Below are 13575 nucleotides of genomic sequence, written 5' to 3'. Positions count from 1 at the left end.
GGAAGACGTGTGCCGTGCCGGGGGAGGCTTGCCTCCCAACGGAGATGGAGAGATGGAAAAATTTGCGACGACGCCTTTCGGCGGCGCACGGTTGACTGCGCGCAATTTTGCGCTTCGGGCCGACTTGGAGAAGCGACAGGCGCGTTTAAGAGACGGCGCGGGCGGCAATGCGACCGGCCAGGCGGAGAAATACCAGATCATCCGGGCGCTTAGTGAAGCCCGCACTGTCTGGAACCTCTCCGACCGGGCGATCGCCGTGCTTGAGGCGCTGGCGAGCTTTCATCAGGACCGCCATCTCGACGGTCGCGCGCCGATCATCGTCTTCCCCTCCAATGCCGAATTGTCGCTCCGGGCACGCGGCATGTCGCCCGCCACGCTCAGGCGCCATCTCGCAAGCCTCGTGGAGGCTGGACTGATCCTGCGCCGCGATAGCGCCAACGGCAAGCGTTACTGCCGTCGCGACGATCACGGCGACGTCGAGACCGCCTTCGGCTTCGATCTCGCACCGCTGGCGCTGCGGGCCGAAGACATTCTCGCAACCGCTGCCACGTCCCGCGACGCTGCCCGCCGCATCTCCCGCCTGCGCGCCGAAATCACGCTGCACCTGCGCGATATCGCCAAGACCATCGCTGCCGCCCTTGCCGAAGGTCGGACCGAACGCTGTGCCGATCGCTGGCAGGGGTTCGTCGAACGGCTGCGTGACCTCTCCGGCCGGGTCCAGCGCAACGGCACGGAAGCGGATCTGTCGGCCCGCTGCAACGCGCTTGTGCGGCTGCGTGCGGAGGTGGAAACCGGTTATCTCAACGCACTTACCGACGAGGAAATGAGCGCCAGTGAGCGTCATTCTGAGCACCATATTCAGAATTCAGAATCAGATCTCTCTTTTGATAAAAACGGCCAAAGACGGAAAACAGAGGACGAAGTCGGAGAACCGATGGCGCCGAAGCGGACATCGACAGGCCTTGCGCTGAAGGATTTTCTCAACTTTTGCCCCGATATCGCCGATTACGCCCGTGGCGGCATTTCCCGCTGGCAGGATGTGATCGGTGCGGCCGAGGTCGTCCGCTCTATGCTCCGCATCAGTCCCAGCGCCATGGCCGCAGCCCGTGCCGCCATGGGCGACATCGCCGCCGCCATCGTCATTGCCGCCATCCTGCAACGCAGCACCGTCATCCGCTCGCCGGGCGGCTATCTGCGCGACCTCACCGCCAAGGCCGAACAGGGACGCTTCTCGATCACCCCGATGTTGAAGGCCTTGGGATGAGCAGGGGGCTGGGACGGCGCGCCATGATGCGGATATTTCGCAGGGGGAGGCGATTTGACGAGAAACCGTCTGGTCCCATGAGGTCCGGTGGGTATGGGCTCCGCCATCACCACACATCGCCGTTTCCAGCGGGCGGAGTTTAATCATCCGCTTTCGGCTCTGCGGCGCGAGATCATTATTCCACAATCGACCGGAACATTAGCAAGCGATTGTTACCCGAAAAATATAAAATCCATAGAGTATGGGGGCAAATGAGGTGTTTCCAGCGATGAAGATTTTGGGCCTGTCGGGCAATATCAAACGGCCGTCACGCACTGCGGCCCTCGTCACGGCAATCGTGGATGCCGTTGGGGTGCGAGGGCAGGCGCGGGGCGCTGTATCGCGCGTCATCGAGCTTGTCGATGCGGCGCCGGTTCTGTTCCGGGCGCTGCGGGCGGACCAGCTTGATGACGAAGGGCAGGCGATTATCGATGCGGTCGAGGCGGCGGATGTGCTGGTGGTGGGATCTCCGGTCTATCGGGCGTCCTATACTGGCGCTCTGAAGCATCTGTTCGACCTTGTCGATTACCGCGCACTGGCCGGCAAGCCGGTCATTCTCGCGGCCACCGGCGGCACGCCGCTGCATGGGCTGATGACGGAGCACCAGTTGCGGCCACTGTTCGGCTTCTTCAACGCGCTGACGCTGCCGACGGCGATCTATGCCACCGAGGCCGATTTTACCGACCACACCATCACCAATCCCGCTTTGCGGACCCGGATCGGACGGGCCGTTTCGGAGCTGGAACGGGTGCTGCCCCCCGATGCGACCCACGCCCATGCCGACACTGTCCATACCGATGCGGGGCGCACATCGCGTCCGCTGCTGAGCGCGGCGTCTGCTTAATCGATTTCAAGAGGAGAACACCATGTCCTATACCAGCCGAGAGCCGGTCAAATTCGCCTACTGGGTGCCCAATGTCTCGGGCGGTCTCGTCATTTCCGATATCGAGCAGCGGACGAGCTGGTCGATCGACTACAACAGGAAGCTGGCGCAGATCGCCGAGGCGAACGGGTTCGAATACGCGCTGAGCCAGATCCGCTTCACCGCCGGCTACGGCGCCGAGTTCCAGCACGAGTCGGTCTCCTTCAGCCATGCGCTGCTGGAATCCACGACGACGCTGAAGGTCATCGCGGCGATCCTGCCGGGGCCGTGGAACCCGACGTTGGCAGCCAAGCAGATTGCCACGATCAACCATCTGACCAACGGCCGCGTCGCGGTCAACGTCGTCAGCGGCTGGTTTCGCGGCGAATTCCATGCCATCGGCGAGCACTGGCTCGACCATGACGAGCGCTACCGGCGCTCCGAGGAGTTCATCCGGGCGCTTCGCGGCATCTGGACGGAAGACAACTTCACCTTCCACGGCGATTTCTATCGCTTCAACGATTATTCACTGAAGCCGAAGCCGATCGATCCGCAGCCGGAAATCTTCCAGGGCGGCTCCTCGCGCGCCGCCCGCGACATGGCCTCGCGCGTGTCGGACTGGTACTTCACCAATGGCAATACGCCGGAGGAAATCGGCAAGCAGGTGGCCGACATCCAGGGCAAGGCGAAGGAGAACGGCCACAGCGTGCGCGTCGGCGTCAACGCCTTCGCCATCGTGCGCGATACCGAGGAAGAGGCGCGGGCGGTGCTTGCCGAAATCATCGAGAAGGCCAATCCGGAGGCCGTCAACGCCTTCGGCCACGAGGTGAAGAATGCCGGCAAGTCATCGCCCGAGGGCGAGGGCAACTGGGCGAAATCCTCCTTCGACGACCTCGTGCAGTACAATGACGGCTTCCGCTCCAACCTCATCGGCACGCCGCAACAGGTGGCGCAGCGCGTGGTGGACCTGAAGCGCGCCGGCGCCGATCTCATCCTTCTCGGCTTCCTCCACTTCCAGGAAGAGGTCGAATATTTCGGTAAACACGTCATTCCGCTGGTGCGGGAGATCGAGAATGCCGAGGCGGCGAGCGCCATCGCGGCGGAATGACGCCATGAGAGCGGCGGCCGGCTGACGGTCGCCGCGACAGGCATCCGACAATCGGAACATTGAAAGACGCAGGGTCACGAGGCCCTGCGAAGGGGATTTTGCGCGCGCGACGAGCCCAGTTCGGATTGTCGGCAGCGCGTTTTCGGGCAAAGGGCGCGGACGCGATGACACTGGTTTTGACAGGAGCCTCGGCCGGGGCCTGGATCGCGGCCTCTGCCGTGGCCTTCGAGACGGCGCCGCGCGCACGGCCGAGCCTGGCGGCAGATGCGGATGCGGATGCGCAGGTGCATCCCGCTGCCAAGCTGCCGGTCGGCGTCGCTCCGAGTGCGGGCGATGCCGTGCTTGAGCTCGTCGGCGTCTCCCTTTCCTTCGGCGGAGTCTCGGCGCTGTCGGAGGTCGATCTTTCGGTGCGGCGGGGCGAGATCCTGGCGATCATCGGGCCGAACGGGGCCGGCAAAAGCTCGATCGTCAACATCATCAGCGGCGTCTACCGGGCGGATCGCGGCCACGTTCTCCTCAAGGGGCAGCGCTACGGGCAGGTTCCGACACAAAGGCTCGCGGGTCTCGGCGTCGCCCGCACCTTCCAGAACCTCGCGCTGTTTCCGGGTCTCAGCGTTCTCGACAATGTGGTGGCGGGCCGGGCGCACAGGGTGCGCTCCAGCTTCATCGAGCAGATCGCAGGCTTCGGTCGGGCGCGGCGGGAGAGGCTCGATGCACGGGCGCGAGCCATCGATGTCATTGATTTCTTGCAGCTTTCTTCCCTTGTCGATCGCCCGGTCGGGACGCTGCCCTATGGCCTGCAGAAGCGCGTGGAACTCGCCCGCGCGCTCGTCGCCGAGCCGGATATCCTGCTGCTCGACGAACCGATGGCCGGGATGACGGCGACCGAGAAGAACGAGATGGCGGGCTTCGTGAGGGCCGCGCGCGACAGGTTCGGCACGACGGTCGTGCTGATCGAGCATGACATCGGCGTCGTCATGAGCCTGTCCGACCGCGTCGCCGTATTCGACCACGGCCGGAACATCGCGCTGGGAACGCCGGCCGAGGTGCAGCGCGACCCGCGTGTCATCGATGCCTATCTCGGCATCGCCGATGCCGATGATGGGGACGACGACGTCGCGCGCGGGGAGGACCTGTGATGGAGGGGTTCGACGGGCTGTTCTTCCTCGAGGTTCTTGTCGGCGGGCTGCTTTCCGGCGTGATGTATTCGCTGGTCGCGATCGGTTTCGTGCTGATCTACAAGACCTCCGGCGTGCTGAATTTCGCGCAAGGGGCCATGCTGCTCTTTGCCGCGCTGACCTTCGTCAGCCTGACGGAACGGGGCATCTCGTTTCCGCTCGCCTTTGCCATCACCTTCGCGATCATGGTCGTGCTCGGTATCACCATCGAGCGGACGGTGCTGCGGCCCTTGACGAACCGGCCACCGATCACCCTGTTCATGGCGACGCTCGGCCTGTCCTACGTCATCGAGGGTGCGGCACAGCTGATCTGGGGCACGCAGGTGCACGGGCTCGATCTCGGCATCGAGGATGTACCCTTCGATGTCAGCGGCGTCTTCATCAGTCAATTCGATCTGTTCGCCGCCGCCGTCGCCGCCACTCTGGTGGCCGTGCTTTCGGTCTTCTTCCGCTATACCCGCATCGGCCTCGGCTTTCGGGCGGTGGCGGACGATCCCTTCGCGGCACTCGCCGTCGGGCTGCGGCTGCCCGTGATCTGGGCGACCGTTTGGGCGGCGGCAGGTCTTGTCGCGCTGGTGGCGGGGCTTCTCTGGGGCGCGCGCGTCGGCGTCCAGTTCTCCCTGTCGCTGGTGGTGCTGAAGGCCCTGCCGGTGCTGGTGCTCGGCGGCTTCGATTCCATTCCGGGCGCCATCGTCGGCGGCCTGCTGATCGGCGCGGCCGAGAAGCTCGCGGAAGTCTATCTCGGCGATTATTTCGGCGGCGGCATCGAGAGCTGGTTTGCCTATGTGCTGGCGCTCGTCGTGCTGCTCGTGCGGCCCGCCGGCCTGTTCGGCCAGAAGCGTGTGGAAAGGGTGTGACCATGACCGCCTTTGCGACCGATCTCATTCCAGGAAGCCGGCCCGAAACCCGCCTCTCGCGCAGCCTGCCCGGCTGGGCTTTGCCCGTGACAACGCTTGCTGTGGCCTATCTCGCGGTGCCTTTGCTTGCGACGAATTACCTCTTCGAGGCGATCCTTCTGCCCTTTCTGGCGCTGTCGCTGGCCGGCGTCGGGCTCAATATTCTCACAGGCTATGCAGGCCAGGTCTCGCTCGGCAGTGCCGCCTTCATGGCCGTTGGCGCCTATGCGGCGTATAATTTCAATTTGCGCGTCGAGGGGCTTCCGCTGATCGGCAGCATCGTGCTCGCGGGCCTGTCGGCCGCCGCCATCGGGCTCGCCTTCGGCCTGCCGAGCCTGCGGCTGAAGGGTTTCTATCTCGCCGTTTCTACGCTCGCCGCCCAGTTCTTCGTGCAATGGGCGCTGACGAAATTCAGCTGGTTCTCCAATGACAGCGCCTCGGGCGTCATCGATGCGCCGCCGCTGCATGTGGCGGGCTTGACCGTGGAGGGGCCTGTCGGGCGCTATCTCTTCGCGCTCACCGTCGTCACCGTGCTGACCTTTCTCAGCTACCGGCTGGTGATCTCGCAGACGGGCCGCAACTTCATCGCGGTGCGCGACAACGAAACGGCGGCACGCATCATCGGCGTTCCCGTGCTGAAGACCAAGCTTCTGGCCTTTGCGGTCTCCTCCTTCATCATCGGGGTTGCCGGCGTGCTCTGGGCATTCGCCTATCTGCGCACGGTGGAGCCGGCCGGCTTCAATCTCGACCGGTCGTTCCAGATCCTCTTCATCGTCATCATCGGCGGGCTCGCCACCATTCGCGGCGCCTTCTTTGGCGCGGCCCTCATCGTCGCCTTTCCGCTCGTGCTCTCCCGTTTCGGATCCTTCCTGCTCGGCGACGTGTTCGATTCCGGCGTGCTCGACATGAGCCAGCGCATCGTGCTCGGCGCGCTGATCATTCTCTTTCTGGTGCTGGAACCCGACGGGCTCGCAGCGCTGGCGGATCGCCTCCGGCGCCGCATCGGCACGGCCCTCAGGCGACGCTGACCGCGCCTTTACGTCAACACCAGACTTTCAAACGCAAACAGGACCGGCATCGCGCCGGCCGATACCAGGAGTGTGCCCAGACATGACCATCCTCAGCAAATTCAGAACCGCGACGCTTGCCGCGGGCCTCGCCTTCACGGTGGGCTTCACAGCCGGCATGCCGGCCGCGCATGCCGACGAGCAGTATTTCCCGCTGCAGAGCTACCGCGTCGGGCCTTATGCGGCCGGCGGCACCGGCTTCTTCGGGGGCTTCATCGACTATCTCAACCTGATCAACACCCGCGACGGCGGCGTCAACGGCGTCAAGCTGACATGGTCGGAGGCCGAGACCCAGTACGAGGTGGAGCGCGGCGTCGAGGCTTACGAGCGGCTGAAGAGCAACCCGAACGTTGCCGCCTGGAACCCGCTGTCCGTCGGCATCGCCTATGCGATGATCGACCGGATAACCGCCGACAAGGTGCCGCTGATCACCATCAATCACGGCCGCACGGACTCCACCGACGGCCGCGTCTTCCCTTATGTCTTTCCGCTGCTGCTCAACCCCTACAGCGAGACATCCGGCATCGTGAACTACATCGCCGGCAAGGAAGGCGGGCTGGAGAAGCTGAAGGGCAAGAAGATTGCCGTGCTCTATCACGGCTCGCCCTATGGCAAGGAAACCATTCCGATCTATGAGCTGCTGGCGCAGAAATACGGTTTCGAGCTGCAGCAGATCGAGGTTCCCCATCCCGGCAACGAGCAGCAGTCGCAATGGCTGACGATCCGCCGTTCCAAGCCCGATTACGTCGTGCTGCGCGGCTGGGGCGTGATGAACCCGGTGGCGCTGAAGACGGCGGCGAAGACCGGCTTCCCGGTCGATCATATCATCGGCAATGTCTGGTCGAACTCGGAAGAAGACGCCATTCCCGCAGGCGCCGCCGCCAAGGGCTATACCGCGATCACCACCCAGGCCTCCGGCACGGAATATCCCGTGGTGCAGGAGATCGTGAAGACGGTCTATGACGCCGGCAAAGGCAATCTCGACGACAAGAAGCGCATCGGCTCGGTCTACCACAATCTGGGCATCGTCAACGGCATCCTGAACGTCGAGGCGATCCGCATCGCGCAGGCGAAGTTCGGCAACCGCACGCTGACCGGCGATGAGGTCCGCTGGGGCTTCGAGCACCTGCAGCTCGACCCTGCGCGTGTCGAGGCGCTGGGCGCCAAGGGGCTGTTCCACTCGATCAACGTCACCTGGGACAATCACGAGGGCAATGGCTACGTGACCTTCCAGCAGTGGGACGGCGCGAAATGGAAGGTTGTCTCCGACTGGATCGCTCCGGACTGGGCGCTGCTGCGGCCGATCATCGAGAAATCCTCGCAGGCCTATGCGGCGGAAAAGGGCATCAAACTGCGCACCGCGGAAGAGGCCGAAGCGGCCCTGAACTGATCGCCATCCCGGCGCGCCGGCAACGGCGCGGCACCTCCGCGCCGGCAACGGCGCGGACCCTTCATTCCCGCCCATCCGGCCCGCACCATGCGGCAGAGGAACGCCCACGATGTCTGACCCCTCCCTCCTTGCCGTCGAAGGCCTGAAGGCGACCTATGTGAACGCGATCACGGCGCTCGACGGCGTCGGCTTTACGCTTGCACGCGGTGAGATCCTGGCGCTGCTCGGCGCCAACGGGGCCGGCAAGACGACGACGCTCAAGGCCCTGTCGAACCTGCTTCCCGCCGAGCGCGGCCAGATCACGGGTGGCCACATCCGCTTTGCCGGCCTCGACGTCACCCGCACACGGCCCGCAGATCTCGTTCGCGCGGGTCTCGTGCAGGTGCTGGAAGGCCGCCATTGCTTCCCGAGCCTGACGGTGGAGGAAAACCTCGTCTCCGGCGGTCTCGGGCGCGGCGCCACGCGGCGGGAGATCGCAAGCGACCTCGACAAGGTCTATGCGCATTTTCCCCGGTTGACCGAGAAGCGCCGGATCTTGAGCGGCCTCACCTCCGGCGGCGAGCAGCAGATGACGGCCATCGGCCGGGCGCTGATGTCGCGCCCGCGCCTCCTCGTTCTCGACGAACCCTCCACGGGCCTCGCCCCGATCGTCGTCCAGGACATTTGCCGGACGTTGCGCCGGCTCAACCGCGAGGAGGGGCTTTCCATTCTGGTGGCCGAGCAGAACGCGGCCGTGGCGCTGCGCTTCGCGCATCGGGCGATCGTGCTCGAAAACGGCGTCACGGTTCTCTCCGGTACGGCCTCGGACCTGAAGGCCCGCGACGACATCAAGGCCTTCTACCTCGGCCACAAGGCCCCAGGGCCGTCCACATCCGTAGCGTCCTCACCCCCGGCTTTCGCCGGCTAACAGATGTCAAAGGAGATATCGACATGACGATTTCCAACATCAAAACAGAGAATGCCGCCAAAGCCGTTCCACCGGTTCCGCGCCCCTCAGAGCCTGCCCACATCATCTCGACGGATGCCGAGGCGATCACGATTGCCAAGCAGCTCGCCGCCGACTTCGTGAAGGAGGCGGCCCTGCGCGACCGCGAGCGGATCTGGCCCGTCAAGGAGCTGGATGCCTTCTCGCAGAGCGGCCTCTGGTCGATCAACGTGCCCAAGGCCTTCGGCGGGCCGGAGCTGTCTTATGCGACGCTCGCCCGGGTGATCGAGATCATCTCGGCGGCCGACCCCTCCATCGGGCAGGTCGCGCAGAACCATCTGGGCGTCGTCGCCGCCATCCGCACCGTGTCCGATCCAGCGCAACAGGCGCTGCTGTTTGGCGAGGTGCTGCGCGGCACCCGCTTCGGCAATGCCTTCTCCGAGTTCGGATCGAAGCGCGCGGTGGATTTCGAGACCCGCTTCGTGGATGCCGGCGATCATGTGGTCGTCAACGGGCAGAAGTTTTACGCCTCGGGCGCTCTGCTCGCCCATCTCGTGCCGATCGTCGCGCTCGATGACGAGGGCCGGGCCTGGTACGCGATTGCCGAGCGCGATGCGCCGGGCCTGACCGTCATCGACGACTGGTCCGCCTTCGGTCAGCGCACGACCCTGTCGGGCACCGTGCTGCTGGACAATGTGAAGGTGCCGAAGACCCATCTCGTGCCCGGCTACAAGGGTTACGAGGTTCCAACCGCCGACGGCGCGATCTTCCAGATCATCCAGGTGGCGGTGGATTCGGGCATTGCCCAGGCTGCGATCGACGAGACCGTGTCCTTCGTGCGCACCAAGAGCCGCGCCTGGGTGGATTCGGGCGTCGACAATGCCTGGGACGATCCCTACACGATCCAGGCGGTGGGCGACCTGACGCTGCGGTTGCATGCGGCGCAGGCGCTTCTGGAAAAGGCCGGATACGCCATCGACCGGGCGATCCTCGACCCGAATGCCGAGAGCGTGGCGGAAGCGCAGATCGTCACGGCGGAGGCGAAGATCCTCTCCACCGAGATCGCCATCGCCGCCACCAACAAGCTCTTCGAGCTGGCGGGAACGCGCTCGACGCTTGCCGAGCACGGCCTCGACCGCCACTGGCGCAACGCCCGCACCCACACGCTGCACGATCCGGTGCGTTGGAAATACGCCATCCTCGGCAAGTATTTCCTCAACGGCGAAAAGCCACCGCTCCACGCCTGGAGCTGAGCCTCCTGCGCTCGTCCTGACGCCGGCACCGGCTTCGGGAGGGGAGCGAGCGATGCGGATGGCCGTGCGTCCTTGCGGGATGCACGGCCTTTTGCCGTCGCGCGCAGCGTGCGGCCATCAGGCGATGCCGTAGACGCCAGCGAAGTGGCGCATGCGTTCGGCTGCCAGATCCGGCCTGTCGAGAATATTGGCCTGATCGGCAAGGCGGAAGATATCGGCATAGTGGTTGATGCCGCGCGCCGACTGCATGCCGGCCGGAAGGCTGAAATGCGACTGGTGGCCATTGAGCCAGGCGAGGAAAACCACGCCGGCCTTGTAATACTGCGTCGGCGCCTCGAAGATCTTGCGGGAGAGGGGAACCGTCGGGTTGATTACCGCCCGGAACGTCGCGCTATCGCCCGCGGCAAGCGCTGCCAGCGCCTTCGAGGCAGCCGGTGCGACGGCGTCGAAGATGCCGAGCAGCGCATGGCTGTGGCGCCGCCCGTCGCCCTCGATCAGGCCGGCATAGTTGAAATCGTCGCCCGTAAAGCAGAGCACGGTCTCCGGCAGCCGGTCGCGCAGGGCGATTTCCTTTTCGTGTTCGAGCAGCGAGATCTTGATGCCTTCGATCTTGCGCTCATTCTCTGAGATGATCCGCAGCGCGCAATCGAGCGCCGGCTCGAAGTCGGTGCTTCCCCAGTAGCCGCGTAGCTGCGGGTCGAACATGTCGCCCAACCAGTGCAGCACCACCTTGTCCTTCGTTTGCGAGAGAATGCGGCCATAGACCTTGGCGTAATCGTCGGCCGAGCGTGCGATGCGGGCGAGCGCCCGGCTCGCCATCAGGATCGCGCGGCCGCCATGCTTTTCGATATGCTCGATCTGCGTCTCGTAAGCCCCGATCACGTCGTCCAGCGTGCGGGCGTCGGTCGGGTCGAGATGATCCGTGCCGGCGCCGCAGGCAAGGTCGGCTCCCTCCACCGTGCGCGCTTCTGCGAGCGAGCGGGCGATGAGCTCCTGCGCGCCGGCCCAGTCGAGACCCATGCCGCGCTGCGACGTGTCCATCGCCTCGGCGATCTTGAAGCCGAGGCTCCAGAGATGATGGCGGAAGGCAAGCGTCGTGTCCCAGTCGATGGCCGGGCGGTTCCATGGATCGGCGTCCCGCTCGGGCGCGGAAACGACATGCGCCGCGGCATAGGCGATGCGGTTGAAGACGGGGGTCGTTGCCGGCCTTGCGATCGGCGTGCCCACAAGGCGATACGCTTCGACCGCGCCTGCGGATGTCGGCAGATTGAGAACCTGAGTCATGATGCCTCCTCGGAATGTCAACCGGATAATTTGGATCGATCCAAATTGCAAGGCTCTATTTTCCGATGGATGATCATCGACATTGCAGCCAATGACGGGTGAAATGCACTGTAAATGCTGCAATGCACATCAAATGGAGCCTATATGCCTTTGAGACAGGTCTTTCAAAGAATCTGCAAACACCCCGGAAATGGCCCTTGATATTTTGGAACGATCCAAATATTGAGAGGGTCAAGATGGAGGCGCATGAGAGTTCATGGCGAACGGACGGGTCACGGTCATCGATATTGCGAAGGCGGCGGGGGTGTCGAAATCCACAGTCTCGCTCGTCCTACAGGGTTCGCCGCTCGTCAACGAGGGCACGCGGACCAAGGTCAATGCCGTCATGCGGGATCTCGGCTATGTCTATAATCGCGGCGCGGCCAATCTCCGGCAGTCCAGCGCCAAGTCGAAGATCATCGGCGTCGTCGTCAACGATCTGACCAACAGCTTCTTTGCCGAGCTTGCCGTCGGCATCGACCTTGTCGTGCAGGATGCGGGCTTCGTGCAGTTCCTCGCCAATACCAGCGAGAGCCTCGACCGGCAGACGGAGGTCATCGCCTCCATGCGCGAGCACGGCATTTCCGGCCTCGTCGTGTCGCCCGCCCGCGGCTCGCGGGCCATCGATTTCAAGGCGCTGGTCTCGGCCGGCATGCCGGTCGTCGCCGTGGTGCGCCCCGTGCCGGGTGCCAAGGTGTCCTCGCTCATGTCGGACAACCACACCGGAATGTTCGCAGCCGTCGAGCATCTGGCCAAGCTCGGCCACACGCGCATCGCCTTCTTCGGCGGGTTCGAGGATACCGCGATCTTTCAGGAGCGGCTTGCCGGCTATCGCGACGGGATCGCGGCGGCGGGGCTTGGCTATGACGAAGGCCTCGTCTTTGCCTGCGCACCCTCGCGGGCGGAAGGGGCAAAGGCCGTGGCGCGGGCGATGGCGGCGGACGACCGGCCGACGGGCGGGGTCTGCTTCAACGATGCCGTCGCCTTCGGCGTCTATGACGGATTGCGGGCGCGGCGGCTGGAGCCGGGCGTCGATTTCGCGATCGTCGGCTTCGACGACGTGATCGAGGCGGGCACATCCGTGCCGGCGCTCACCACCATCGCGGTGGATCCGCAGGGCATGGGCCGGCGTGCCGCCCAGCTGCTGCTCAAGCAGATCAATGCCGGCAAGGCGGAGGCGGAGGCCGTGGTGACGCCCGTACGGCTGGTCGTGCGGGAAAGCTGCGGCGTGAACAGAATGAAGCCGGGGAGGCGATCTGCATGACGAACCGTTGGGGATTGATCGGCGCAAGCACGATCGCACGGGAATGGGTGATCGGCGCGATCCGCGCGACGGGCGGGGAGGTCGTCTCCGTGATGAGTTCCAGCCCGCAGCGTGCCGCGACCTACGCCTCGGAAAACGGGATCGGCAAGGCCGTTTCGGATCTCGATGCCGTGCTCGCGGATCCCGATATCGATGCGGTCTATATCTCGACCACCAACGAGCTTCACCGCGACCAGGCAATCGCTGCCGCCAGGGCCGGCAAGCATATTCTCTGCGAAAAGCCGCTGGCGATGACGCTGGAGGATGCCCACCGCATGCGTGACGCGGCACGGACGGCCGGCGTGGTGCTGGCGACGAACCACCACCTGCGCAATGCGGCCAGCCATATCGCGATGCGGGATGCGGTCGCCGCCGGGCGGATCGGCAAGCCGCTTTCGGCACGGGTCTTCCACGCGGTCTATCTGCCGCCGCATCTGCAGGGCTGGCGGCTCGACAATCCCAAGGCGGGCGGCGGCGTCATCCTGGATATCACCGTGCACGACACGGATACGCTGCGCTTCGTGCTGGGGCAGGACCCGGTGGAGGTCACGGCCTTTGGCCAGTCCGGCGGGCTCGGCAAGGCAGGGCTCGAAGATGCCGTCATGGGCGTCATGCGGTTTGCGGACGGGCTGATCGCCCAGTTCCATGACGGGTTCACCACGAAATATGCCGAGACCGGCTTCGAGGTTCACGGAACCGAGGGATCGCTCATTGCCCGCAACGTCATGACGCAGCGGCCCGTTGGCACGGTGGTGCTGCGCGACGCGCAGGGCGAACAGACGCTGCCGCTTGACGGGCGCAACCTTTATGAGACGGGCCTTGCGGCCTTTCATGCGGCAATAGCCGGCAGGGGATCTCCGGCCGCAACGGCGGAAGACGGCATCTGGTCGCTGGCAACAGGGCTTGCCGTCGTCGAGGCGGCACGGTCCGGCCGCGCCGTCACGGTTGAGACGGGGCTTTGAGTCAG

General features: G+C 64.9%; 12 protein-coding genes. 11 read left to right on the top strand and 1 reads right to left on the bottom strand.

The window, feature by feature from the left end; all coding sequences use genetic code 11:
• Positions 1 to 52 precede the first annotated feature (52 nt).
• The 9 genes from repC (at position 53) to C8J33_RS13510 (ending at position 9982) form a co-directional block, all read left to right on the top strand.
• Positions 53 to 1264 (top strand): plasmid replication protein RepC, encoded by a 1212-nt coding sequence (repC, locus tag C8J33_RS13550; protein WP_110807813.1) that lies wholly within the window; start codon positions 53 to 55, stop codon positions 1262 to 1264.
• Positions 1265 to 1532: 268 nt separating this feature from the next.
• Entirely contained in the window at positions 1533 to 2147 is a 615-nt protein-coding gene (gene msuE / locus C8J33_RS13545; RefSeq protein WP_110802092.1) for an FMN reductase, read from the top strand.
• Positions 2148 to 2169: 22 nt separating this feature from the next.
• A complete protein-coding gene (gene sfnG / locus C8J33_RS13540) occupies positions 2170 to 3273 on the top strand; it encodes a dimethylsulfone monooxygenase SfnG (protein WP_110807814.1) in 1104 nt (367 codons plus the stop codon).
• Between the two features lie 164 nt (positions 3274 to 3437).
• Positions 3438 to 4412: an ABC transporter ATP-binding protein gene (locus C8J33_RS13535; RefSeq protein WP_110802249.1), complete on the top strand. Its 975-nt coding sequence runs from the start codon at positions 3438 to 3440 to the stop codon at positions 4410 to 4412.
• Positions 4412 to 5308, top strand: a complete 897-nt coding sequence (locus tag C8J33_RS13530) for a branched-chain amino acid ABC transporter permease (protein ID WP_110807815.1) — start codon at positions 4412 to 4414, stop codon at positions 5306 to 5308. The genes C8J33_RS13535 and C8J33_RS13530 overlap by 1 nt, the downstream gene beginning before the upstream one ends.
• A gap of 2 nt (positions 5309 to 5310) precedes the next feature.
• Entirely contained in the window at positions 5311 to 6375 is a 1065-nt protein-coding gene (locus tag C8J33_RS13525) for a branched-chain amino acid ABC transporter permease (protein ID WP_110807816.1), read from the top strand.
• 82 nt (positions 6376 to 6457) lie between these two features.
• Positions 6458 to 7804: an ABC transporter substrate-binding protein gene (locus tag C8J33_RS13520; RefSeq protein WP_110807817.1), complete on the top strand. Its 1347-nt coding sequence runs from the start codon at positions 6458 to 6460 to the stop codon at positions 7802 to 7804.
• 109 nt (positions 7805 to 7913) lie between these two features.
• Complete coding sequence (locus tag C8J33_RS13515) at positions 7914 to 8711, top strand: ABC transporter ATP-binding protein (RefSeq protein ID WP_132664636.1); 798 nt, start codon at positions 7914 to 7916, stop codon at positions 8709 to 8711.
• 23 nt (positions 8712 to 8734) lie between these two features.
• Positions 8735 to 9982: an SfnB family sulfur acquisition oxidoreductase gene (locus tag C8J33_RS13510; RefSeq protein WP_110802095.1), complete on the top strand. Its 1248-nt coding sequence runs from the start codon at positions 8735 to 8737 to the stop codon at positions 9980 to 9982.
• Positions 9983 to 10099: 117 nt separating this feature from the next.
• Here C8J33_RS13510 and C8J33_RS13505 read toward each other — a convergent pair whose 3' ends face one another.
• Positions 10100 to 11266 (bottom strand): dihydrodipicolinate synthase family protein, encoded by a 1167-nt coding sequence (locus tag C8J33_RS13505; RefSeq protein WP_110802096.1) that lies wholly within the window; start codon positions 11264 to 11266, stop codon positions 10100 to 10102.
• 256 nt (positions 11267 to 11522) lie between these two features.
• Here C8J33_RS13505 and C8J33_RS13500 point away from each other — a divergent pair, with 256 nt between their 5' ends.
• Both C8J33_RS13500 and C8J33_RS13495 read left to right on the top strand, forming a co-directional pair.
• Complete coding sequence (locus C8J33_RS13500) at positions 11523 to 12569, top strand: LacI family DNA-binding transcriptional regulator (protein ID WP_110802097.1); 1047 nt, start codon at positions 11523 to 11525, stop codon at positions 12567 to 12569.
• Positions 12566 to 13570, top strand: coding sequence for a Gfo/Idh/MocA family protein (locus tag C8J33_RS13495; protein ID WP_110807818.1), 1005 nt, complete (start codon positions 12566 to 12568; stop codon positions 13568 to 13570). The genes C8J33_RS13500 and C8J33_RS13495 overlap by 4 nt, the downstream gene beginning before the upstream one ends.
• Positions 13571 to 13575 lie beyond the last annotated feature (5 nt).

Source organism: Rhizobium sp. PP-CC-3G-465, assembly GCF_004343445.1.
GTDB classification, from domain to species: domain Bacteria; phylum Pseudomonadota; class Alphaproteobacteria; order Rhizobiales; family Rhizobiaceae; genus Ferranicluibacter; species Ferranicluibacter rubi.
This window is presented reverse-complemented; position numbering and strand designations above follow the sequence as displayed.

What these genes read in the sequence shown, in the direction of transcription:
- repC (WP_110807813.1), top strand. Translation starts at nt 53, where the DNA reads ATGGAAAAATTTGCGACGACGCCTTTCGGCGGCGCACGGTTGACTGCG.
- msuE (WP_110802092.1), top strand. Translation starts at nt 1,533, where the DNA reads ATGAAGATTTTGGGCCTGTCGGGCAATATCAAACGGCCGTCACGCACT.
- sfnG (WP_110807814.1), top strand. Translation starts at nt 2,170, where the DNA reads ATGTCCTATACCAGCCGAGAGCCGGTCAAATTCGCCTACTGGGTGCCC.
- C8J33_RS13535 (WP_110802249.1), top strand. Translation starts at nt 3,438, where the DNA reads ATGACACTGGTTTTGACAGGAGCCTCGGCCGGGGCCTGGATCGCGGCC.
- C8J33_RS13530 (WP_110807815.1), top strand. Translation starts at nt 4,412, where the DNA reads ATGGAGGGGTTCGACGGGCTGTTCTTCCTCGAGGTTCTTGTCGGCGGG.
- C8J33_RS13525 (WP_110807816.1), top strand. Translation starts at nt 5,311, where the DNA reads ATGACCGCCTTTGCGACCGATCTCATTCCAGGAAGCCGGCCCGAAACC.
- C8J33_RS13520 (WP_110807817.1), top strand. Translation starts at nt 6,458, where the DNA reads ATGACCATCCTCAGCAAATTCAGAACCGCGACGCTTGCCGCGGGCCTC.
- C8J33_RS13515 (WP_132664636.1), top strand. Translation starts at nt 7,914, where the DNA reads ATGTCTGACCCCTCCCTCCTTGCCGTCGAAGGCCTGAAGGCGACCTAT.
- C8J33_RS13510 (WP_110802095.1), top strand. Translation starts at nt 8,735, where the DNA reads ATGACGATTTCCAACATCAAAACAGAGAATGCCGCCAAAGCCGTTCCA.
- C8J33_RS13505 (WP_110802096.1), bottom strand. Translation starts at nt 11,266, where the DNA reads ATGACTCAGGTTCTCAATCTGCCGACATCCGCAGGCGCGGTCGAAGCG.
- C8J33_RS13500 (WP_110802097.1), top strand. Translation starts at nt 11,523, where the DNA reads ATGGCGAACGGACGGGTCACGGTCATCGATATTGCGAAGGCGGCGGGG.
- C8J33_RS13495 (WP_110807818.1), top strand. Translation starts at nt 12,566, where the DNA reads ATGACGAACCGTTGGGGATTGATCGGCGCAAGCACGATCGCACGGGAA.